17 protein-coding genes are annotated in these 22,252 nt (G+C 64.2%); 8 read left to right on the top strand and 9 right to left on the bottom strand.

Annotated elements, in window-relative coordinates:
- Positions 1 to 27: 27 nt before the first annotated feature.
- The 3 genes from AKN83_RS28845 to AKN83_RS28835 all read left to right on the top strand — a co-directional run bounded on the left by AKN83_RS28845 (position 28) and on the right by AKN83_RS28835 (position 3,750).
- Positions 28 to 1,323: an MFS transporter gene (locus tag AKN83_RS28845; RefSeq protein ID WP_244522149.1), complete on the top strand. Its 1,296-nt coding sequence runs from the start codon at positions 28 to 30 to the stop codon at positions 1,321 to 1,323.
- A gap of 3 nt (positions 1,324 to 1,326) precedes the next feature.
- Positions 1,327 to 2,181 (top strand): sugar phosphate isomerase/epimerase family protein, encoded by an 855-nt coding sequence (locus tag AKN83_RS28840; RefSeq protein WP_050404207.1) that lies wholly within the window; start codon positions 1,327 to 1,329, stop codon positions 2,179 to 2,181.
- Between the two features lie 117 nt (positions 2,182 to 2,298).
- Positions 2,299 to 3,750, top strand: a complete 1,452-nt coding sequence (locus tag AKN83_RS28835) for a glycosyl hydrolase family 79 N-terminal domain-containing protein (RefSeq protein ID WP_050404262.1) — start codon at positions 2,299 to 2,301, stop codon at positions 3,748 to 3,750.
- A 21-nt stretch (positions 3,751 to 3,771) separates the two neighbouring features.
- Here AKN83_RS28835 and AKN83_RS28830 read toward each other — a convergent pair whose 3' ends face one another.
- On the bottom strand, positions 3,772 to 4,623 hold the full coding sequence (locus tag AKN83_RS28830) for a division plane positioning ATPase MipZ (RefSeq protein WP_172803636.1): 852 nt from the start codon (positions 4,621 to 4,623) through the stop codon (positions 3,772 to 3,774).
- A gap of 207 nt (positions 4,624 to 4,830) precedes the next feature.
- Positions 4,831 to 5,619: a crotonase/enoyl-CoA hydratase family protein gene (locus tag AKN83_RS28825; RefSeq protein WP_050404205.1), complete on the bottom strand. Its 789-nt coding sequence runs from the start codon at positions 5,617 to 5,619 to the stop codon at positions 4,831 to 4,833.
- 78 nt (positions 5,620 to 5,697) lie between these two features.
- On the opposite strand from AKN83_RS28825, the gene AKN83_RS28820 reads away from it, so the two are divergent.
- The 5 genes from AKN83_RS28820 to AKN83_RS28800 all read left to right on the top strand — a co-directional run bounded on the left by AKN83_RS28820 (position 5,698) and on the right by AKN83_RS28800 (position 10,485).
- Positions 5,698 to 6,294: a TetR/AcrR family transcriptional regulator gene (locus AKN83_RS28820; protein ID WP_244522148.1), complete on the top strand. Its 597-nt coding sequence runs from the start codon at positions 5,698 to 5,700 to the stop codon at positions 6,292 to 6,294.
- A gap of 37 nt (positions 6,295 to 6,331) precedes the next feature.
- Positions 6,332 to 7,090, top strand: a complete 759-nt coding sequence (locus AKN83_RS28815; RefSeq protein ID WP_050404261.1) for an SDR family NAD(P)-dependent oxidoreductase — start codon at positions 6,332 to 6,334, stop codon at positions 7,088 to 7,090.
- 108 nt (positions 7,091 to 7,198) lie between these two features.
- Entirely contained in the window at positions 7,199 to 8,122 is a 924-nt protein-coding gene (locus AKN83_RS28810; RefSeq protein ID WP_050404203.1) for a glutathione S-transferase family protein, read from the top strand.
- 243 nt (positions 8,123 to 8,365) lie between these two features.
- A complete protein-coding gene (locus AKN83_RS28805) occupies positions 8,366 to 9,400 on the top strand; it encodes an LLM class flavin-dependent oxidoreductase (RefSeq protein WP_050404202.1) in 1,035 nt (344 codons plus the stop codon).
- A 302-nt stretch (positions 9,401 to 9,702) separates the two neighbouring features.
- Complete coding sequence (locus tag AKN83_RS28800; RefSeq protein WP_050404201.1) at positions 9,703 to 10,485, top strand: tetratricopeptide repeat protein; 783 nt, start codon at positions 9,703 to 9,705, stop codon at positions 10,483 to 10,485.
- Between the two features lie 27 nt (positions 10,486 to 10,512).
- On the opposite strand, the gene AKN83_RS28795 is transcribed toward AKN83_RS28800, so the two are convergent.
- From AKN83_RS28795 to AKN83_RS28765, 7 genes are all read right to left on the bottom strand, one after another.
- The gene (locus AKN83_RS28795) at positions 10,513 to 11,223 is read right to left on the bottom strand and encodes a hypothetical protein (RefSeq protein WP_050404200.1); all 711 of its coding nucleotides are present in this window, start codon (positions 11,221 to 11,223) and stop codon (positions 10,513 to 10,515) included.
- 732 nt (positions 11,224 to 11,955) lie between these two features.
- A complete protein-coding gene (locus tag AKN83_RS28790; RefSeq protein WP_063695578.1) occupies positions 11,956 to 13,506 on the bottom strand; it encodes a porin in 1,551 nt (516 codons plus the stop codon).
- 784 nt (positions 13,507 to 14,290) lie between these two features.
- The gene (locus AKN83_RS28785; RefSeq protein WP_050404260.1) at positions 14,291 to 17,395 is read right to left on the bottom strand and encodes a DEAD/DEAH box helicase; all 3,105 of its coding nucleotides are present in this window, start codon (positions 17,393 to 17,395) and stop codon (positions 14,291 to 14,293) included.
- A 358-nt stretch (positions 17,396 to 17,753) separates the two neighbouring features.
- Positions 17,754 to 18,176: a hypothetical protein gene (locus AKN83_RS28780; RefSeq protein ID WP_244522147.1), complete on the bottom strand. Its 423-nt coding sequence runs from the start codon at positions 18,174 to 18,176 to the stop codon at positions 17,754 to 17,756.
- 28 nt (positions 18,177 to 18,204) lie between these two features.
- Positions 18,205 to 19,137, bottom strand: coding sequence for a DUF2950 domain-containing protein (locus AKN83_RS28775; protein ID WP_050404198.1), 933 nt, complete (start codon positions 19,135 to 19,137; stop codon positions 18,205 to 18,207).
- Positions 19,134 to 20,819 carry a DUF3300 domain-containing protein gene (locus tag AKN83_RS28770; protein WP_050404259.1) on the bottom strand — a complete coding sequence of 562 codons (1,686 nt, stop codon included), beginning with the start codon at positions 20,817 to 20,819 and terminating at the stop codon, positions 19,134 to 19,136. Before AKN83_RS28770 ends, AKN83_RS28775 begins: the two co-directional genes overlap by 4 nt.
- Before the next feature lie 86 nt (positions 20,820 to 20,905).
- A complete protein-coding gene (locus AKN83_RS28765) occupies positions 20,906 to 22,216 on the bottom strand; it encodes a type 2 periplasmic-binding domain-containing protein (protein WP_244522146.1) in 1,311 nt (436 codons plus the stop codon).
- Positions 22,217 to 22,252: the final 36 nt, after the last annotated feature.

Below are 22,252 nucleotides of genomic sequence, written 5' to 3'. Positions count from 1 at the left end.
GCTCGCACATCGCGCCTGCGTGTGATCATGGCCGCTAGCATCGGCTCCGCGCTCGAGTGGTACGACTTCTTCCTCTACGGCACGGCGGCCGCACTGGTGTTCGGCGAGCTGTTCTTTCCGAAGAGCGATCCTGTCGTCGGCACGCTGCTGTCGTTCCTGACCTTCGGCGTCGGCTTCGTGGTGCGGCCGTTCGGCGGCCTCTTGTTCGGTATCCTCGGCGATCGCTACGGCCGCAAGCCAGTGCTGGTCGCAACGCTGCTGATGATCGGTATCGGCACCACCGCGATCGGCTTCCTGCCGACCTATGCACAGATCGGAATCTGGGCGCCGATCCTGCTGGTCGCGATGCGCGTCATCCAGGGCCTCGGCGCCGGCGCCGAGTATGGCGGCGCGGTGATCTACCTCGTCGAGAACGCGCCGCCGAAGCATCGCGGCTTCTGGGGCGGCTTCGCGCCGCTCGGTGTTTCCGTCGGCAATCTGCTCGCTGCCGGCGCCTTCGCGCTGGTGACGATGCTGCCGCGCGAGCAGCTGATGAGCTGGGGTTGGCGCCTACCCTTCCTGGCGAGCTTCCTGCTCATCGTGGTCGGCATCTTCGTCCGCGTGCGCATCACCGAGACGCCGGTTTATACCGATGCGGTGGTGGCGCGCGGCAAGGTCGAGAGCAATCCCGCGATGGAGGCGCTGCGCCGGCACCCGCGCAACTTCTTCGTCGTGCTCGGCGCGCGCATGGCCGAAAACGGACTCGGCTATTTCTTCCCGGTATTCGGGCTGAGCTACGTCATTACTACACTCGGCGTGCCGAAAGCCGATGCGCTCAGCGCGCTGATGCTGGCCTTCACGGTCGAGCTGTTTGCGATCCTCGGCTTTGCCGCCTTGTCTGACCGGATCGGACGGCGGCCGGTCTACATGTTCGGCGCACTTGCCGGCGTCGCGCTCGCCTTCCCGTTCTTCTGGATGGTGGGCACCAAGGAGTGGATCATGATCGCGCTCGCCTTCATACTGGCGCGCGCCGTGGTGACGGCGGCAATGTTCGGGCCGCAGGCGGCGTATTTCGCCGAACTGTTCCCGCCGCAGCGTCGCTTCGCCGGCTTTGCCTTCGCGCGCGAGCTCGGCTCGCTGCTGTCGGGCGGCCCGGCGCCGTTCGTCGCCACCGCACTGGTGGCGGCTTACGGCACCTGGTGGCCGGTCGCCTGCTACGCGATGTTCCTGTCGGCCTGCACGGTGATTGCGATCTGGATCGGTCCGGAGACCTATCAGGAGAACATCGCCGCCGACATGAGCGAACAGGCCGAGCTGCCCGCGGCGATCCCGGCGCGGGCCTGATCGGTGACGCAGCAGCTGCGCGTCCTGCAGTCGCTCTGGGCGATGGAGCGGCGGGTGGCCGATGAGGACGAATGGCCGCTGCAAACCCAGCTCGCGATGATCCGCGATGCCGGGTTTGACGGCGCCGGCGTGCGCTTCATCGATCCTAGCTTTGCACGCGAGGTGACGAGCTTCCTGCGCGCGCACGGCATGATCTGGCAGGCGCAATGCTATCCGAAGAACGTCGACGACCTGAAGCCGGTGCTGGAGCTGGTCGCCGAACTCGGCGCCGATCATGTCAACCTGCAGCCAGACGTTCGGCCGCGCCGGCTCGCCGATTGCGTCCCGCTGCTCGAAGGCTGGCGACGGCTCGCCGCGGAGGCCGGCGTCGCCGTGCATGTCGAGACCCATCGCGACCGCATGACGACCGACCTGTTGTTCACGCTCGATCTGCTCGACTGCTTTCCCGATCTGCGGCTGACTGCCGATCTCTCGCACTATCTGGTCGGACGTGAATTTGCCTGGCCGGTCGATGACGTCAATCATGCGATGATCCATCGCATCCTCGACCATGCCTGGGGCATCCACGGCCGCATCGCGAGCCGCGAGCAGGTGCAGATTTCGCCCCGCTTTCCGCAGCATCAGGACTGGGTGTCGCTGTTCATGGACTGGTGGGACTACGGCATCCGCTCCTGGCGGAGGCGCGCCGGGCCGGATGCGACGCTGACATTCCTGTGCGAGCTCGGTCCGCCGCCCTATGCCATCACCGGGCCCGACGGCCGCGAATTGTCCGACCGCTGGCAGGACGCGCTGGTCATGAAGGACATGATCCGTGCGCTGTGGGACCGCATCGCGAACGAGCCGCAGGGCGCGCCATAGCGTTGATTCAGGCGGGTCGCGGCGGCATTGTGAGCCACCGCAACTCGAACGCCGCGAGGAGCCGTGCGCGTCGTAAGCGCATATCCGCGTCGCCGCATCGCATGCGTCGCCTGGGCCATGGCCGCCGTCTTCGTCTACGCGAGGGCGAGCGCGGCAGAACCGACGCTTGACGTCGCGACGATGCCGCGCGTCGCGACCATCGACCCGCGCTTCCAGTCCTACAACATCGAGATGGTTGAGGTGACCGGCGGGCAATTCTGGAAGCCCTATGCCGCCGCAAGGCCGGGTGCAAAGCCGGAACGGTTCGCGGCGCGCACGCCGATCGATCTGCACGATGGCAGGCTACGCAAGCTCGCAGCGGCTCTCGCGCCCGCATACCTACGCGTCAGCGGGACCTGGGCCAACAGCACGTTCTTTGCGGATTCCGACGCGCCACCGGCTGCGCCGCCGGCTGGCTTCAAGGGCGTGCTGACGCGACGGCAGTGGCGGGACGTGATCGACTTCTCGCTTGCCGTCGGCGCTCCCATCGTCACGTCCTTTGCGATCAGCACCGGCACGCGTGACGCTGGAGGCCGATGGACCTCCGAACAGGCCGGGCAACTTCTCGCTTTCACGAAATCGACCGGCGGCCAGATCGCTGCAGCTGAGTTCATGAACGAGCCCGATCTGCCGGCCATCGGCAGCGCCCCCGAGCACTACGATGCCGCGGCCTACGGCCGCGATTTTGCAACGTTCCGCGCATTCATGAAGGAGGCCGCACCCGACGTGGCGATCCTCGGCCCGGGCACGATCGGCACCGGCGCGGATGCTCGAGCGCGCTTCACCGTCTCGGCACAAGGCATCGACGCGGTCTCCTACCATCATTATGGCGCGCTCTCGGCGCGATGCGCCGGCGATCGCACCGCGACGCGGGCATTGTCGGACCAATGGCTGTCACGAACCGGCAGGACATTCGCCTTGTACCGAGCGCTGCGCGACCGGCTTGCGCCGGGCAAGCCGATCTGGCTGACCGAGACCGCGGAGACTGCATGCGGCGGCAATCCCTGGGCCGCGACCTTCACCGATACGTTCCGCTATCTCGATCAGCTCGGGCGGCTCGCCAAGGCCGGCGTTCAGGTGGTAATGCACAACACGCTTGCCGCGAGCGACTACGGGCTGCTCGACGAGGAAAATCATCTGCCGCGGCCGAACTACTGGGCCGCGCTGCTGTGGCGACGGCTCATGGGAACCACCGTGCTCGATGCCCGCGTCGCCGAGCAGCCTGGTCTGCACGTCTACGCACATTGCGCGCGCGATACGCCTGATGGAATAGCCCTGCTCGTCATCAACAATGATCGGCGGATGCGGCGCAGGCTGACACTGCCGGCGGCCTCGCAACGCTACACATTGGCGAGCGAAAGGCTTGTCGACGGCAATGTTCGGCTCAACGGCAGCACGCTTGCGCTTGGGCCTTCCGATCAGATGCCCGCCCTGAATGGCGAGCCGGCTCCCGCGGGAGCGATCATCTTCGCTCCCGCAACGATCACGTTCCTGACCATTGCCAATGCGGGCAACGCCGACTGCCGGTAGCGATCAGCGATCCGACTTTGCCTATGCCGCGTCGCGGTTGGCGTCGACCGACTCCGCCGGGCGCGCCACCAGATGACTGAGCATGATCGCCGTCATCAGCCGCTCCATCTCAAGCCATGCGGTGACGTGCGACATGGTCGGCCGGCCGCCGAGCGCGAGCTGATTGACATCGTCGACCGCGGTCAGTCCGCGTGGATAGAACTCGCGGAAGATCACGCGCTCGGCCAGGCCGTCGACCAGGCGGAAATTCAGCGTCTTCGACAGTTCGCTGAGGGCCTCGCCGACCAGACGCTTGTTGCGCGATCCGAGCGTCGAGAGGCGGTTGCGCAGCACCACCCACTCGAATGCCGGCTGATCGTGCGCGCTGCGCTCGCGGCGCGCTTCCTCCACCATCTTCGAATAATGGCTGATCCCGGTCACCTTGAAGTCGTTCGGATCGACGGTGCCGAGCACGTCGAAGTCGACGAAGCTGTCGTTCAGCGGCGTAATCAGCGTGTTGGCCAGCGAATGCGTGAACGTCGTCAGATAGGTGTCGTGGCCGGGGCAGTCGATGACGACGAAATCATGCGACCGGCTGAGCCGCTCGACGATCTCGGCAAGCGCGCTGCGCCCGAGCGTCTCGACCTCGCTGCTCCGGCCGCTCACGGTCTCGAAGCACATATGCGTCGGGATGCCCAGCTCGAGCGCGGACTCCCGCGCCCAATCCCGCCGGTTCTCGACGTAATGCGTCAGCGATTTCTGCTTGTTGTCGAGATCGATGGTGGCGACACGCTGACCTGCCTTGATCAGCGCGACAGCGACGTGCATGGCAATTGTCGACTTGCCCGAGCCGCCCTTGTTATTTCCGATTACAATTACTCGTGCGTTTGTCATGGGAATCCATACCGGACGCTTGAGTGAAAGCGGGACGAAATCGAATTTAATGAATGGATTCGAATCTCCCTGATTCGATGAATCCCGACAAGAGTCGTCGTACGGTCGTCGCGATCGAAATAGATGCGGCTGCGACAACATTGTCACAGGCGCCATCCGTGCACGTATCGTGAACGCAGCGAGTCTCGCTAGGCTTGCGCCCTGGGATTAGCGTCCCTGGAACACCGCGGCCCGGCGCTCTACGAATGACTTGATGCCCTCGGCCGCGTCAGCCGTGTTGAGCACGCGTTCGCGGATCTGCGGGATGATCGCAATCGCCGCCTGCTCGCCGGCTTCGATGAACTTGCGGCCGGCCTCTTTCGTCACCTGGATTCCGAGCGGCGCGTTGCGCGCGATGATCTCGGCTAGCGCCATCGCCCGTTCGATTTGCTGACCGGCCGGCACGACTTCCTGCACGAGGCCGATCCGATGCGCTTCCGCGGCGGTGAACTCGTCGCACAGCAGGAGGTGATACATCGCATCGCCCCAACCGGCGCGACTGATGTAGCGGAAATGCGCCCCGGCCAGCGGCGCGATGCCGCGCTTCGCCTCCATCTGGCAGAAGCGGCTGTCGTCCGCGGCAATAACGATATCGCCGGCCAGCATCATCTCGATGCCGACGGTGAACACGATGCCCTGCACCGCCGTGATGATCGGCTTGCGGCACCGCTTCGACAATCCGAACGGATCGACGTTGCCCTCCGGCAGCGGCTTGCGCGACGCGGTCGGACCGAAGAATTTCGGCATGTCGAGGCCTGCGGTGAAACTGCCGCCGGCGGCACAGAGCACGCCGACCCAGAGACCGTCGTCAGTGTCGAGCAGTGTCAGCGCGTCGGACAGCTCAGCCATCATCTCCGGGCTGAAGGCATTCTTCTTCGCGGGATTGTCGATGATGATCTTCAGGATGCGGTCGTGCCGCTCGTGACGGACCCGCCCCTCGCTCGCGCTGCCGGACATCTGCTCCTCCCTGCCTTGTGACTGACAATTTTTCTGGATGATGCTTGTCATCCAGATGCATGATGGTCATAATCCAGAATGAGAGTCAAACAGGGGTTGACCGACATGGGCCATTCCCAGGCCGACAAGGCCAGGAGCCGTGAGCGGATTCTGAACGAGGCGGCGAGCCAGATCCGCGACAAGGGACTCGACGCGCTCAGTATCGGCAGCCTGATGCAGCAGGTGAAGCTGACCCATGGCGGCTTCTATGGGCATTTTGCCTCGCGTTCCGAGCTGATCGCCGCGGCGCTGCAGCAGGCGCTGAATGCAGGCGAAGCTTCGGCGCACGCAGCGCGCGATCCCGACAAGCCGGTCAGCATCAACACGTTGGTCCGCAGCTATCTCAGCCGTACCCATCGCGACCAGCCGGAATCAGGCTGCGCGATCGGCGCGCTGATCTCCGATGTCGGCCGCGCCGACGAACAATGCCGCGCGGTGATGGAGCCGCACATCGAGTCCTTCATCGCCAAGGTCGCCGAGACGTTCGGCGACGATGACGATTCCCGTGCGATCGTCGCGGTCAGCGCGATGGTCGGCGCGCTTGCGATCTCGCGCGTGCTGACCGATCCGAAGCGATCCGACGCGGTTCTGCGCACGGTGCGCGACGGCATCGTCGCGATGGCGTCCGACGAATGATGTCGCCTGCACCGCGGGCACCTGGATGGAGCAAGCCATGAACGACCGATCCAACCTCGAGCCGACCGCGGTGCAAGGCAGCGTGCTGATCGCCGGCGTCGGCGCATCCAACGGCCTCGGCGCCGCGATTGCGCGCCGCTTTGCGGCCGGCGGCTATCCCGTCGCGATCGCCGGGCGCAACGCCGAGAAGCTTGCCGCAACGGCGGCCGAACTCGCGGCAACCGGCGCCAGGGTCGCCCATGTCGTCGGCGATGCCTCGACGGCAGGGGGTGCCGCCCGCTTCGTCGAGGCGGCCGGGAAGCTCGCGCCGCTCGCGATGGCGGTGCACAACGCCGGCTCCAACCGGCCGGCGCCGTTTCTCAAGGTCAGCGAGCAGCGCTTCGAGGAGCACTGGCGCGAGCACGCGCTCGGCGGCTTCCAGCTCGCACAGGCCGCGATCCCCGCCCTGCTGGCGCGGGGAGGCGGCACGCTGGTGTTCACCGGCGCCAGCGGATCGCTGCGCGGCAAGGCCAATTACGCACCGTTCGCCTCCGCCAAGGCCGCGCTGCGCGCGCTGGCGCAGAGCGTGGCGCGGGAATTCGGGCCGCAAGGCATCCATGTCGGCCATGTCGTGGTCGACGGCGGCATTGAGGGCGATCGGCTGCTGAGCCTGCGTCCGCAATTGAAGGACGACCGCGGGCCGGATGGGCTGCTCAACATCGCGGCGATCGCGGACGCCTATTGGGTGCTGCATCACCAGCATCGCAGTGCATGGACGCTGGAGCTCGACCTGCGGCCATGGGCGGAGCCGTTCTGACGGCGCGCGCGTCATTTTCCGGGGAGAAATGGGTTGCGATACCGCGAAATCTTGTCAGGCTAAGTGGCAATATCCGAGGAGATCACGCCCATATCCCGGGAGAAGGCCATGTCGCAGCCCACGCCGATCCTGCATCATTTCGATCAGTCGCCGTTCTCCGAGAAGATCCGCGTCATCTTCGGATTCAAGAAGCTGGCCTGGAACTCGGTGCGGATCTCCCGCATCATGCCGCGGCCGGAACTGATGCCGATGACCGGCGGCTATCGCCGCACGCCGACGATGCAGATCGGCGCGGACATCTATTGCGACACCCAGATCATCGTCCGCGAGCTGGAGCGGCGCTATCCGGTGCCGACGCTGTTTCCCGCCGGCAATGCCGGCATGCCTTGGGCGATCGGCATGTGGAGCGACCGGCCGTTCTTCCAGAACACCGTGAACCTCGTGTTCGGCTTCATCGGCGACAAGGTCCCGCAGGAATTCATCGCGGATCGCGAGAAGCTGCGCGGCGCCAAGTTCGACGTCGCGGCGATGACCGCAGCGCTGCCGCAGATGCGCGACCAGTTCCGCGCCAATGTCGACTGGATCGAGACGCAACTCGGCGACGGCCGATCATGGCTGTTCGGCGAGTTCAGCCTCGCCGACGTCAGCGCCTACATGAACGTGTGGTACGCGCGGCAGAGCCTCGCCACGATGGACGAGATCATGAAGCACTTCCCGCGCGTTGCGGCCTGGGAGCAGCGCATCCGTGCCATCGGCCACGGCGCGCGCACAGAGATATCGTCCGCCGACGCGCTCGAGATCGCGGCGAAGGCGCAGCCGGAGTCGCCGGTTTTCGGCGACCCCGCGGATCCGAACGGCCGCAAGCCCGGCGATATCGTCAGCGTGATGCCGGATGACTACGGCAAGATCCCGGTCCGCGGCGAGATCGTCTCGCTGTCGGCACAGCACATCGCGATCCGCCGGTCAGACGATCGCACAGGCGACGTGGTGGTGCATTTCCCGCGGGCCGGCTTCCTGGTCATCCCGGGCTGACTGGTCACCGCGGGCTGATCGCCGCAGCCTCGAAACCACGGCCGGATACAAGCGGCCTGGAAACGCTGCGTTTCGCGACGTGACCTTGCCGGTCGGCGAACAGGCCATAGTTCTGCTGCATCTCCAACCAAAGGCTCCACAGCGCAGGCTTGCGGATATCTCCGCAGCACCACGATCTTTCGGCCCGCGTGCGATGGGTGGCCCGTGGCGGATTCACCGCCACGCCGACAACTGGACTATGCGATGACGACCTCTCTCGAATTCGGGCTCGACACATTCGGCGACGTCACCAAGGGTGCGGCCGGCGCGCCGCTGCCCCACGCCCAGGTGATCCGCAACGTCGTCGACGAGGCGGTGCTGGCCGATCAGCTCGGGATCGATTTCATCGGGCTCGGCGAGCACCACCGGGCCGACTTTGCGATCTCCTCTCCCGAGACCGTGCTGGCGGCGATCGCCGCGCGCACCCAGAACATCCGCCTCGGCTCCGCGGTGACCGTGCTCAGCTCGGACGATCCGATCCGCGTGTTCCAGCGCTTCGCCACCGTCGACGCGGTCTCGAACGGCCGCGCCGAGGTGATCCTCGGCCGCGGCTCGTTCACCGAGTCGTTCCCGCTGTTCGGCTTCGACCTCAGGCAATACAACGAGCTGTTCGAGGAGAAGCTCGATTTGTTCACCGAGCTCCTGAAGCAGGAGCCGGTGAGCTGGGAAGGCAAGCTGCGGCCGCCGCTCAAGGGCCAGTCGGTCTATCCGCCGGTCGAGCACGGCCGGCTCAAGACCTGGATCGGCGTCGGCGGGAGCCCCGAATCGGTGGTGCGCGCGGCGCATTACGACCTGCCGCTGATGCTCGCGATCATCGGCGGCGATCCCAAGCGGTTTGCGCCCTATGTCGACCTGCACCAGCGCGCCTACCAGCAGTTCGGCCGGACGCCGCAGCCGATCGGTGTGCATTCGCCAGGCTACGTCGCCGAGACCGACGCACAGGCCCGCGAGGAGCTGTGGCCCGACTACAAGGTGATGCGCGACCGAATCGGCAAGGAGCGCGGCTGGCCGCCGATGGGCCGCGACGAGTTCGTCGCCGAGGCCGAGCATGGGTCGCTCTATGTCGGCGCGCCGGAAACCGTCGCCCGCAAGATCGCGGCGACCGTGAAGGCGCTCGGCGCGGCGCGCTTCCAGCTGAAATATTCGGCGGGGCCGCTGCCGCACGAGAAACTGATGAAGAGCATCGAGCTCTACGGCAGCAAGGTGGTGCCGATGGTGCGCGACATGCTCGCCGCCTGATCGACGAGAGCCAGCTCTTGAAGGCAAAAACCCCCGGCGTTTTAGCGCCGGGGGCTCTGTTAGATCATCTCAGTGGTCGACCGGGATCCACCAGTTGCGCTGGACTTTGAGCATCATGGTCAGGGTGTTCTGGCAAGCGGATTGCTCCGGTTGTCATCATGTCGTGCTTTCACGAGACTGTTGATGGACGCGCAGAGGGGCGCAGGCTAAGTCCGAATGACATTCTCTCTCGCATTCTCCGGAAGCTTCCCGTGAGTGGCAGGCAAAACAATTTCCTCGCTCAAGCGCTGCAACAAGGCGCAATGGCGTTACGAACGCAGCAATTCGCTCAGGCGGAGCAGATTGCAGTCAATATCCTGAAATCCAGCCGCACAGACAGGAACGCGGCGCTTCTGCTCGCCCATGCTTTGAGGGGACAGAAGCGGGAAGCCGAGGCGATTGCGCCGCTCGAGCGGGTTGCGCGCCGCGGCGACGATGGCGAGGTCGAGACGTTGCTTGGCGCATTGTTGTGCGGTGCGGGGCGGGCCACGGACGGCTTGGCACAGCTTCGGCGCACGGTTGCACGCCGCCCGCCATATCTCCCTTCATTTCAGGAACTCGCCGGGCAGCTTGCCAAGGCCGGTCAATACGACGAGGCGATCAGCACGGTCGAGGCCGGCCTCGCGCTGGCCCCTGACAGCGTCGATCTGAAGCTTGATCTCGGGCGGCTGCTGCATGATACCAATGACTTCGCGCGGGCTGCGCGTGTCCTGACCGCCGCGCGCGATGCTGCGCCGGGACGCCCCGACGTTCTCAACCAACTCGGGCGGGTCCTGATCCTGCACGGCGACTACACCGCGGCCGCCGATGCGTTCCGTCGCGTGCTTGCCCAGTACCCCGATGATCGCTCGACCCGCGCCTACCTTGCCACATCGCTATTCGAGCAGGGTGAGCGGGACGCTGCCGAAGCGGAGCTGCGTTCCGTCATTCGTGGTCAGCCCCAGCTTCTGGGACGCGCGGCGTTCGTCATGGCCGCGGGATCGCGTGGCCGCTTCTTCTTCGCGCAGAGCGACGCTGCGAAATTCCTCGGCGGGGAAGCAGGCTGAGCGGATTGAACGAAATCTCGTCGCGCCTCAGGCCCTGAATTTTCTGCGGTAGAGGTTGGGCTGGCGCTTGAGCTCACTCCGGAATTCACCGACGCGCTTGGCTTGTTCCGCGGTGAAGGAAGATGTCTCTGCGATCCAGTCGTCTCGTTTGACCGGAATGCATTGCGCGATGGGGGTCCCCTTCGGGAGGACACCTCGGAAATTCCGGTCGTGCCAGTATGCCGGGAAGTGCACCCAATTGTCGGTATAGAGGTCGGAATTGACCAGGCCGCTGAGTGTGGTGAACGGCAGGTCGAAGCGGTTGACGGGATGCGTGAAGTAGATCGCGTAGCCTTCAGGCGCCTCGACGGTCCACAGATTGTGGAATTTCAGAAAGAAGCGGCCCGCTTCGAACAATGGTGTGCCGCTGACCTGACCCGGATCGTGAAATCCGATCGGCGAACGCGGAAATTCGGGTGTGCCTCCCGGCGGGAGGTCGTGGTCCCAGGTGATTTCGCCATCCTCGACCTTGAGATCGCAGACCAGCGGCAGCAGGAACCCGCAGGTCATCGCGTCCACGAATGGCGGGCAGCGCTTGATGGTGTCCTCGTCGTGCAGGTTGATCGAAGAGAAGGCCGTCGCAGGCATGGCCTTGAGCCAGTCGGGAATGCCCTGCGCTGCCGGAATGGGCCGCGGTATCAGCCCCTCAAGCTCCGCCGGGCAGCGGAAATTGAGCGTCAGCTTGTTGGTGGTGGACATTGGGCGCTCCGATCTCCTGATGGACGACATCAACGCGTCGCAGCCATTCAAGCGCGTTTTCGCGAACAAGCGTGAACGTCTACGGTCGCTAGCAGACTAAGAAGTGCTGGAGGACAGGGCCTTTTGTTGGCTCTGACACACACCAGCGGAACAACTATGGGCTTAAAAGTTCTTTGTCGGTTTATGGAATTCCGGGGGGAGAGCAAGCTTCAACGTCATAGAATCTCGTTATGCTGGAGCGTTCGTTTAACGAGCGTTAGATCAATTTGTAACTCGCCCTATCGACGCCTCCCTATGGGCAATTTCGAATCCTTGCGATAGCCCTTCATCGCGATAAACGGATCAGCCGAACTCTCTCGGCTCAGAGGTTAGGTTTCGCAGGATGATAGGTGAACGGATCCGCCGCCCATCCTCGGCCATGCCGTTGCAGCCAACCCATCGCCACTAACTTTCGGCACGTTGGATTGACGCGCTGTATGGAGGCTCCCTCCCCGAAGATGCGCTCAGCAAGTTGGCGCTCTGTGAGACCTGGCTGCTCGCGGATTATACGAACTATTTGTTGGGCTACCGTCATGGCAGGACAAACGTCCGCCGTGGATTGGTCTGCGTCAATGACCCAATTATGACGTCGCGCGAAAGAAAAATGGCTAGTGAGCAGTCCCCACCGGGTAAAGCAAAACCCCCGGCGTTTCCACCGGGGGCTCTGTTAGCTTGCAGTCAGATCAACCGGTATTACCAGTTGCGCTGAGCGCGGAGCAGCAGGGTAACCGTATTCTGGTCCTTCAGCTCGTAAAGAGCAGCAGGCTTGCCGATCGTGGCGCTGGGCGCCGAGACCGTACCAGCGTACTTCTGATCCAGGTGGGTGTAGGTCAGGTCTGCCGTGAAAGTCAGGTTCTTGACCGGGGTCCACTGGGTCTGGGTACCAATCTGCGCGATGTTGTAGTCGGGGTTGCAGGTGGTGATCGCGCCGCCCAGAGCATTGAGGGTGGTACGGACCGAGCCGCCCACGCCACCGACGCCGCAGAGCAGGGTCTTAGCCGTATCGTTGTAGGTGATGCCGGCATAAGCACCGTAGATCGAGGTGTTCCAGTAGGGGTTCCAGTTGTGCACGTATGCACCGCGGAAACCCCAGGTCGTGACCAGCTGCTGCCCGGTGTTCACGCCGCCGATGGCACCGAACACGCTGTCAGGAGCAATACCGAGACCAACGCTCTGGTACACGCCCGGCAGATTGGTTCCACCATAAATGGTGTTGGCACCAGCCGAACCAGCGAGGTCCTGAATGTTGTAGCGCGTCGCACCGTTGGTGTAGACGCCCTGCAAGTTGATGGTGTCGCCAGGTCCGGTCGGGATGTTCTTGATCGACAAGGCCAACTGACCAGCCCAGCCCCACTTGTCGTCCGGATGACCGGTCAACTCAGTGCCGCCGTAGTAGGCCGCGTGGTTGTCATGCGCCGCGAACGACGCCTGGAACAGACCCCAAGCCTGGTCGACGCGCAGCATCGCGACGAGGTCCGGCGAAATCGTGCCGGCGTAGTCGCTGGTGCCGTAAGCGCCACCCGCGAGGATGTTGTTCACGCCAGCCTGGTAGTAGGCCGTCTGATCCTGAGCCGACAGAGACAGCGACACGCCGTTGCCGAACTGAGCGGTGTAGGTGAACTGGTTCACACCAGTGATCGTACCGCCGCCGCCGACGAGACCGTCGAAGTTGTTGCCCGGATAGTTGGCCCACGGAGCCGAGAACTGCGAGACCGCCTTACCCATGGTGAAGCCGGCGAACTGGATGAAGGCGTAGTAGACGCCGACGGTACCGGCGGCCACGTTGCCCGAACCAGCGTTGTTCGGCGCACCAACCGTACCGATCGGCGAGTAAACGGTCGCGCCGTTGCCCAGACCAGCGTAGGTGTCCGTCGTCCACGAGAACGTCGCATCGAAGAAGGTGCGGACGACGCCGTACTCGGTCGCGGTGCGCGTATCGATGTTCAGGTCTTCACGAGAGCGCCAGGTGTAGCCGTTGGTGAACCGGTTCTGTGCGCCGGCGGCACCCGAGGTGTTGCCGGTGTGGTCCGAGTTGGTGTTCGCCAGGACGTCGACGCGCAGGTAGCCGCCCAGCTTGATACAGGTATCGGTGCCCGGGATGTAATAGAAACCGGGACCATACAGGGAGCAAACCTTCACGTACTCGACCGCTTTGGCCTTGACGGGAAGATCGGCCGCCTGAGCTCCGCCGACCGCGACGAGAGCCGCCGCCGAGCCGAGGATAAGGCTCTTAACCATCTTCATGTTAAACCTCCAAGTTGCTCTATCTCAGGGAAGGTTCCGGTTCCGCCGGGTAGCAACACCCTCAGGTTGGTTCCCTTTGTCCCTTAAATCCCCGCTCAGTCGCTTCGCGCCTTCGGACACACCCGCATGAACGCGAGGGACTTAAGCGAACCACCTAGAACGGGACGACCTTGGGATGCCCCCCTCCGTCGCAGTTCCATATGAGACAGAAGGCCCCCGATCACGCAACAAAAGACCGCTCGCGTTGAGGTAAGTTACGGCTGTTTTCGGGCAAATGTTGCACAAATATCACGGGCATTTGAACTGCGGTATTTCGTCAAGTCATTGAAATACAACGTAAATATTTGAGATACCGCTAGCGGGCACAAGTTTGGGCAACACCGGGCGGAACGATGTGCAAAACGCGTACTCCTACTGAGAAAGCGAAAATCGAAGCCCGCTCCGGCGCCGCTGATTCCGGCTCCGTGCACAATATTTGAGCTCAAAAATGCCGGTATCTGAACGACATAGCCCGCTCCAGATACCGTCGACTCATACCTGGAAGGGGGCATTCCGATTGCTCGGAGCAGGCTGGAAGACGGCGGACGGACCGCCTCGCACCTGCACTACCGGCGCTACATGTCACGGCGATGTCAGCGGACGGAATCAGTCGATTTGTTCTCTGCAGCCGCCGCGCGATGAAGTCCGTCGCTGAAAAGAGAGAGCACGAGCCGCGAAGCGGCGACGTGATCGTTCGCGTCAGGGAATACCGACGATGAAGGCTCGGCCAGGAGTAACGTCGTACTCACTCGTCCAATATATCGAGCAGCTCGTCGATCCGCTCGAACGGCGGTTCGTTGGTCTTGCCTGAGTAAAAAACGCGATCGCCGTCGCGTTGTAATGATCGTGCTCTGGATTTCGGCAGCCGCCCCGGGAGGAATGTCGCTGCGACGGCCTCCGGCCCGACGTCGAGCCTCACGATACCTCGCCGCTTGCAATCAATCCTGAGCCTTGCCGCCGTGAAGAAATCCCTCCCGGCCGACGGCAGCTTGCCGAAACGGCGAGAGGTCTCTTCCTCCAGATCTTCCAGATCGTCTTCGCTCCGGCACCGCGCGACGCGGCCATAGATTTCGAGGCGCATTGATTCCGATTGCACGTAACTTCTCGGCAGCAGATCCGCGAGTGGAAGGTTGAGATCGGGCACCCAAAGATCCGCAGCCCTGTCGTTGGTTTTCTCCGAAGCCTGTTTCAGAAGGTGGCTGTAGAGCACCGGCCCGAATACCTGCACGTGGCCGGATTGCCGCTCGGAAAGCAGATCCCCCGCACCTCTGAGGTCCAGATCGCGCTCGCTGATCGCGAAACCGGCGCCTGGTTTGCTGAACTCCTCGAGAACGGCTAACCGCTTGCCCGATTGCTCCGAATTCGTTTCCGTCAGCATGTACGCGAAGGCGCGCGTGCCGCCGCGTCCCACCCGCCCCCTGAGTTGGTGGAGCTGCGCCAGACCAAACTTCTCCGGCCAACAGACCACGATGGTGTTCGCCCGGGGAATGTCGAGACCGCTTTCCACGATGTTGGTCGCCAGCAACACGTCGGCCTCGCCTTCGACGAAGCTCATCATTCGGTCGTCAAGCTCGTCGGCCGGCAGCCTGCCATGCAGGCAAACGATGCGCAGCTCCGGGGCCATCGCCTGCACGCGCGCCAGTAGCGGATCTAGGTCCTGGATGCGCGGACAGATCAGGAAACTCTGTCCGTGACGTCGCTGCTCGCGCAGCAGGGCGGCGGCAATAGCGGCATCCGAAAGCGGCGCAATCTTGGTCACGACCGGAAGCCGATGCACCGGCGGGGATGCGATCACGCTGAGGTCCCTGAATCCGGCGAGACCTGCCGCAAGCGTGCGCGGGATCGGCGTAGCACTCATCCAGAGCGTATGGACGCTCTTCGCCAGGCCCGAAAGCTTGGCCTTCTCCGCCGCCCCGAAGTGTTGCTCTTCGTCGACAATGACGAGGCTCAGCCTGGCGAATTTGACGTCCTTCGCGGCGATCGCCTGGGTGCCGACCACAACCTTCATCTTTCCGCTTCGCAGAGCTTGCTTCGTCTGCTTCATCTCCGCAGCCGACGTTGCGCGTGACAAGCTGCCGACGTCGATGCCGAGCGGCGCGAACCGTTTGCGGAACGTTGCGACGTGCTGTCTTGCCAGAACGGTCGTCGGCACGACGACGGCAACCTGCTTGCCTGACAGGGCAACCGCCGCCGCCGCGCGCAACGCAACCTCGGTCTTGCCAAACCCGACATCGCCGCAGACCACCCGGTCCATCGGATGACCCGATGCAAGATCATCCAGCACGTCCCGGATTGCCTTTGCCTGGTCGACTGTCGTGAAATACGGAAAGCGCGCGACGAACCGCTCGTATGCGGGACCGGGAGCGACCAGCTTGGGCGCGCGCCGGCGGCGGCGCTGCGCGATGTGTTTGGCAAGCGCCTTGGCGGCAAGCTGAATCTCCTGCTCCGCTTTGGTGCGTCGCGCCCACCACGTGCTTCCGTCCGCTTTGTCCAGTGTCAGTCTGCCGCGCTCGGCCGCATACGGCCAGATCAGCGCAAGGTCGGCGGGCGGAACGAGCACGGCGTCATCGCCGGCGAATGCCAGGCGGATCATCTCGCGCGATGATTCCTTCCCCAGGTCGTAGGTTTGCAAACCATCGAGCACGGCCAGCCCGCGCTGCAGATGAACGACGACCGCGCCGCGGTCCGGCACGTCGGGATGATCGAAAGCCGCACTCCAGGCTCTGGCCATCGGCTGCGGATGATGCGCGCGGCTGCCGAGCACGTCGGTCGCCGTCACGACGACAAGCGGCTTGCGGCCAGAACCGACGAAGCCGGTGTCGAAGTCAGCCAGCAATGCCGCTTCGCCGCTCCACCCCTTCGCCGCCTCGCTCCAATCTGCGAGGCGCTCCGCCTTGATCCCGCTCATGCGCTCCATCGCGCGCAGGTCGTCCTCCACCGCCGCAACAAACAGCAGCCGCGATCCGGCGCGCTGCGTGTCGGCGACGAATGCGCGGAGCGCTTTTCGCGACGAGGCCACCTTCGAGAAATCAGGCGTCGGAGTGAACGCCGCCTTGCGAGGCAGCGCAGTCATGCGCTTGGTCAGCCGCTTCCAGTCGGCAGGCGCAAAATACTCGCGGTCCGCCTCTCTGCGGCCGGCCGCCTCCTTGATCGTGCTCAGCCAGCTGTCGGCGTGACCTGCGACGCCCGCGTCAGCGATCCAGCGGGCGCGCTGACAATAATCCGGCAGCGCCGCCCGCTGGGCCCGCTTGCCTCCCAATGCGATCCGTTCCGACATCGGATCGATCAGCAGCTCCTCCGTATCGAAGACGACGTCGTGTTCGTTGGGATCCACCCCCGCGATCCTGCGGATCACGCCATTGGAATGCTCGATCCTGAACGGCCCAAGCGCGCCGGCAGGAAACACTTCGAACGTCATGCCGTGGAACAGGACGCTTCCGGGATAATCCGCCTCTTCGTCGAGATCGTATCCCAGAGCTTCCAGACGATCCTTGAGATCCTGCTCGGAATGGCGCGCACCGACCTTCAGGCTGATGCTGAGGCGGCCCCAGCTGGCGGGCAGCGGCAACCGCTCCATGATCGCCTCGGCCGTCGACACCAGGAAGACCGGCTTCCTGCTCTTCGCAAGACGCCGCAACACCGAGCTCCGCCGGCCGGCGATCTCGCGCGACGGCTCCAGCCCGTCGAACGGCAAGGTATTCAGCCTCGGAAACACCAGCACCTCGAGCGAAGGATCGAGCGAATGCAGCACGCTGCCGAGGCGCTCCGCCCTGTTCTCGCTGTCCGCAAGGAAGACGATGCCGTCACGCCCGGAGTTCTTCCACTGCTCGAGAAGATGCAGCCCCAGCATGCCGAGTGGCGAGGAGGATGAGATCCCGAAACGCGTCGATCCCTTGCTGTTCTTCTTCGCGCCAGCAGCCGCGCGGGCCTTCTTGGTCTTCGCCACGTCAAATCCATCGTTATTGCGCAAGTTCGATCGCCCGGTAACAAGCAGCCGAGGTCGATCGCGGGCCGCCGGCGCCCCCCGACGCCCGCAGCCGGCGACCTCAATACAGTCTCGCACTCGCGTTGGATAGCGTCGGGTTCGGGATCAATTGCGGCGTTGGGGATGTCTCGCTCCGCGCCACCGTCCTTATTGTAACTCAACCCGCACATCGGATCAGGCCGCGCGGAGTGACGCCCGAATCGTCTTGCATGTGCCGTGAAGTTCATCTGAGCGAGATGGTAAGCCCGCCCAGATTTGCCGCAAATTCCAGTCCTGCTTTCGGCCCTTTGAGCGTAAGCAGAACACCGTGTTCATTTCGCATGCTCACGCCGCCGACACCGGCGGCCCACGCACCGCCTCCTCCGACCAGCGTATAGCTGCCGGCGAAATCGTTGACCTCCCTGATGCCTGAGGCAGTACCTTCCAGCCAGGTCACTGAGGCACCCGCGCTTACGCCGAGGCTGAAGCCGGACACGATGAACCGATAGTGACGGCCGCGGTAGATGAGCGTGCCGCTCCCTCCGCCGCCGCCCACGACGAGAGCTGCCTTCACGAACTTGACTTGGACATGACCGGTCGCCTGCGCCGAGCATGGCGTGACCAACAAGACCATCGCCACAAGCGCCAATACGACGGAGCGGATCATGCATCGCATCGCGGCAGCTCCTCCTCGTTCAAGGATTGGTAAGATCCACTTTCTTCCAGGTGTGATCCGGATCGAAAGCGATCATGCGCTTGGCGAGAAAATCGGTGCGTGGGCCGAGGTCCTTCTGGTAGACAATGCCTGCGTGGTTGACCAGGAACGTCATGACGCCGGAATTGCCGTACTCGGCGGGCCAGGCGACCAGTGCAAATCCACCGATCATCTTGCCCTTCACGACATAGTTCAGCGCACCGCCCGGGGCATCGGAGCCCTGGGCCTTCAGGATGCGATAGTAGTATCCGTGGTACGGCTCGGCCTGCTCGCCGACCTTGTAGCCTTCCGCCGCGGCCTGGGCCGCCAGCTCACCGAGCGGGCTCGGATCCTTGTCGTCGCGCCAGAACAATCCGTCGGTCTTGCCCGGCCTGCTGACGATGCGCTGGGCATAGGTGCCCACGCCCTCGCCGCGATCCTTCTCGGCATATTCATTCTGCGCGTCGACATAGGCGAGACAAGTCTGGATCGCCGCAAGCTCGTTGCGGCCGATCCTGCGGTAGAGGATTTCGCGACGTCCCGCAGCCGCGTCGAAACTCCAGCCGTCCTGATTGTTGACGAGGGGGATCGGGAACGGGAAATCGTCCGGCCCCAGTATCAGGGTGGCCTTCTTGTTGCCGTCGGCCTTGATCGAGTGCCTGGCGTCGTAGGCCGACAGGAAGCGCTCTCGCGCATTGGCGTCGGCGACATCGTCGCCGGACTCGATGATGTCGGCAGCATCGCGACCCAGCACCTTCAGCATGGCCCGGCTCGTACCGGCCTTGACGGCCGCTGCCAGCGCCGATGCCGCATCTTCCGGATTGGGGAAGCCTTGCTGAGCGCGAGCCGGAGCTAGCAGCAAGACGAATGCCGCTACCACCGTGATGCCGATCAAAGCCAGGCGATCCAATCGCAAGTACGAAGTGCCTGTCATCGTGAAGCCTCCGACGGAGATGGAATCTTGGCACCGGCGGCAAGCCAGTCGTGGTAGCTGCGGAATTTGAGCCCGAGCTTGTCGTAATAGACCCTGAGATAGCCGTCGGCGCCGCGTGTCACCGCCGCCGGCATTGCTTGCTCGACTTCCTGTGCCATCACGCCGACATAGGCTTTGCTGCTGCCGAGATAGCTGAAACGGTAATAGCCGAGGCCGTTGGCGAGATATCCAAGCAGCTCGATATCGTGCTTGAGCGCGATGTCGGAACGCCGTCCACCCCCGCCGCCACGGAAGCCACCACCTCCTCCACCGCCTCGAAAACCACCTCCGCCGCCACCGCGGCCGGCGAAGCTTGCGCCGCCGCCGCGCGGCATGCTGGCCATGCTCGATCGCCCGCGCGCCGACGCCGCCGCAGCTGCCCGTCCGGACGACACGTTCATGGCACCGCCGCGGTTCCCACCGCCGCCACGGTTTGCCGCAGCCGCGCGATTGCCCGTATTGCCTCGGTTGGCGGCCTTTGCGCGATCGCCACCGCCCTTGTTGCTGGTCCCCCTGCGGTCGCCACCCTTGGCACGATCGGTTGCACCGGCACGGTCGCCACCCTTGGCACGATCTCCGGCGCGATCGCCTCCACGATCTCCGGCACGATCACCTGCACGGTCTCCGCCGCGATCACCACCGCGGTCTCCCGCCCGGTCGCCTGCGCGGTCCGCGCCTTGCCGATCGCCGCCGGGGTTGAGGACCTGCTGACCGTCGCGGCCGCGGTAGTTCATCCGGTCGCTGACACCGGCCCGGTTGGTGTTGCCGCCGAAGCGCTGCTGCACACTGCTGTTGTTGTAGCGAACGCCCTGGCGATGCGCGGAATTGTGCTGCCAGCCATTTGCGATGTTGGCGGTCCGGTGATTGACATAGACGTTGCGATTGCCCCAGTTGCAGCCGCCGCCCCAGTAATTGCCCCAGCGTCCGATCGCCCATCCTGTGCCGAAGGCCAGGCCTGCCGCGATGACACCGGCACCGATATAGGACGGATAGCCGAAATAGTACGGCGGGTATTCAGCGTAAGGCCAGGTGCCGTAGACAGTAGCGGGATCGTAATACGGCACGTAGACCGTGTCCGGATCGGTCTGCTCAATAACGATGACCTGCTTGTTCTCCTGGGTCTGGACGCTGACCTTCTGCTGCTTGGTTGTCACCAGCTTGTTGTTCGCCTGCGCCTTGCTGCGCAGGCGCTGGATCGCGTCCATCACGTCGGCCTGCTGGGCCAGCACCGCATCGCCGAGATTCTTCGTCCAGTCGATCTTGTCGCTCATCATCGCGAGCACGTCGGCGGTGCTCGCAAGCGCCTTGACGCTGTCATCCCAAGCTTGCTTCTCGACCTCGGCCTTCAGCGCGTCGCCTTTCAGGCTCTTGCGCTCCTTCAGCCAGCGATCGGCCTGCACCACCTCCAGCGGATAGGTCGAAGCCGCCAATACGTTGGCGAGCAGCGAGTCCGGATAGAGCGCGATCGGCGCCACCAGTGCTTCCAGCTGCTCGGGCTTCAGCAACTGATCAGCCGGCTGCGCCGCTGCCGCGGTCGGCTGGCTGGCCTGGACCGGCGGCTTGTCAGCGGTTTGCGCGACTACCGCAACTGATGTCACCGACACCAGCGCAACCGCAAGCAGGGTCTTGCCCCAACGGAACATGGCCACCTCCATCGACACGACGGTCGACAGCATCGGGCACGGCCACGTCCGCCCCTTGATCGAGATCAAGGAAAGCGCCAGCTCGCTCAGCTTCCGACCTGGTCCGCTTGCCGCAACGCAAGATGGGCGCGGCGATCGTGGATCAGACTTTCGAGCCGATGGGCCGCAACGTTCACCGCGGTGACGGCACGCTCGCCCTTGTCGTCCCCGACCGGCTGGCTGCGCTGCATCCGCAGCACCTGGTCGATTTCCCGCTCGATCTCTTCCAGTTCCGGCACATGCTCGGCCGCGCGGATCCGAGGTCCCAGCGCATAAAGCATGTCGAGCGCTTCCTTGCGGCTCGGGGTCTCGGCCGGCCGGAGAAATTTCCAGGCGGCGGCAAGCACCGATGCAAGGCCCCCAGCGATCATCGGCGCCAGGAAAATCGCATTTCCCCATTGATCGAGAAAGCTCTCCCGGGTCCCTTCGTAGAACGCGGCAGCGCCTGGATGTACGGGGATGTAGGCGTCCGCGTCGGTGTCGGGCGTCACGATCTGCGCCAGCCCGGGCAATTCAGCAAGCAGATCGTGCCGTGCGGTCATGATCGACTGAGTCAGGTCGCCGATCAGGTCGTTGCCGAGCGTCTTCTGCGCCACCAGGTAGAATGAGGTCCGCAGTGTCGTCAGGTCATCGGGAGGAATTGGCGGCGAGCCCCGCAATGTTCCCTTTGGCACGTCAAAGCTTTCGTAGGCGCGCTCCTTTTCTGCAATCGCGCCCGCGGACTCGATGGCAATCATCACGGGGCCGGTTCGCGATGTGTGCGGGACAACGCTCCGCAGGAGGGACAGATATTTCTCGGTCAGAGGAATCACGAGCAGGATGGCGCGGACTTCCTTAGTTTCCAGCGCCCGGCGCGCGTCCGAGGGCAGAAGCGGCTTGAACGTCACGCCTGCGCGCGCAAGATCGTATTCGCCCGACAACACCTTGATCAGCTTCTGATTGGTGTCGACCCCGATCACGCCGAGCGTGGTGCGCTTCAGCTCCGTCACGTCAGATATCGAAACCCCGGGCGGAGCAACGATCAGCACGGCGGCATGGGCCAGCACGGTCACGGCCTGGGCCTGTGACAGGTCGCCGACATCGCCACGCACCACCGCGAGATCAACCTTTCCGGACGCGAACGCAGCGGCAGACTCGAGCGGCCCCGTGGTCTGGACCAGGCGAAGCCGGACCGTGGCCTTCGACTCCGTGAGCTTGCCGGCGATCGCCGAAACGAGCTTGTTCGCCTCGCCATCGAGCGAACCGACCGCCACCGTGAGCGTTGTCGGCCGAAGATACCAGCGATAGGCCAACAAAGTGGCCCCCGCGAGCATCAGCACGAGCCCGGCGACCAGGGCGATGCGCAACGACCTTGGCAAATTGCTCGGATCCACGGCGCGCTACTCGGTCAATCC

The sequence above is a fragment of the Bradyrhizobium embrapense genome (assembly GCF_001189235.2).
GTDB lineage: Bacteria > Pseudomonadota > Alphaproteobacteria > Rhizobiales > Xanthobacteraceae > Bradyrhizobium > Bradyrhizobium embrapense.
Note: the sequence above shows the minus strand (reverse complement) of the source record. Positions and strands in the feature narration are given on the sequence as shown.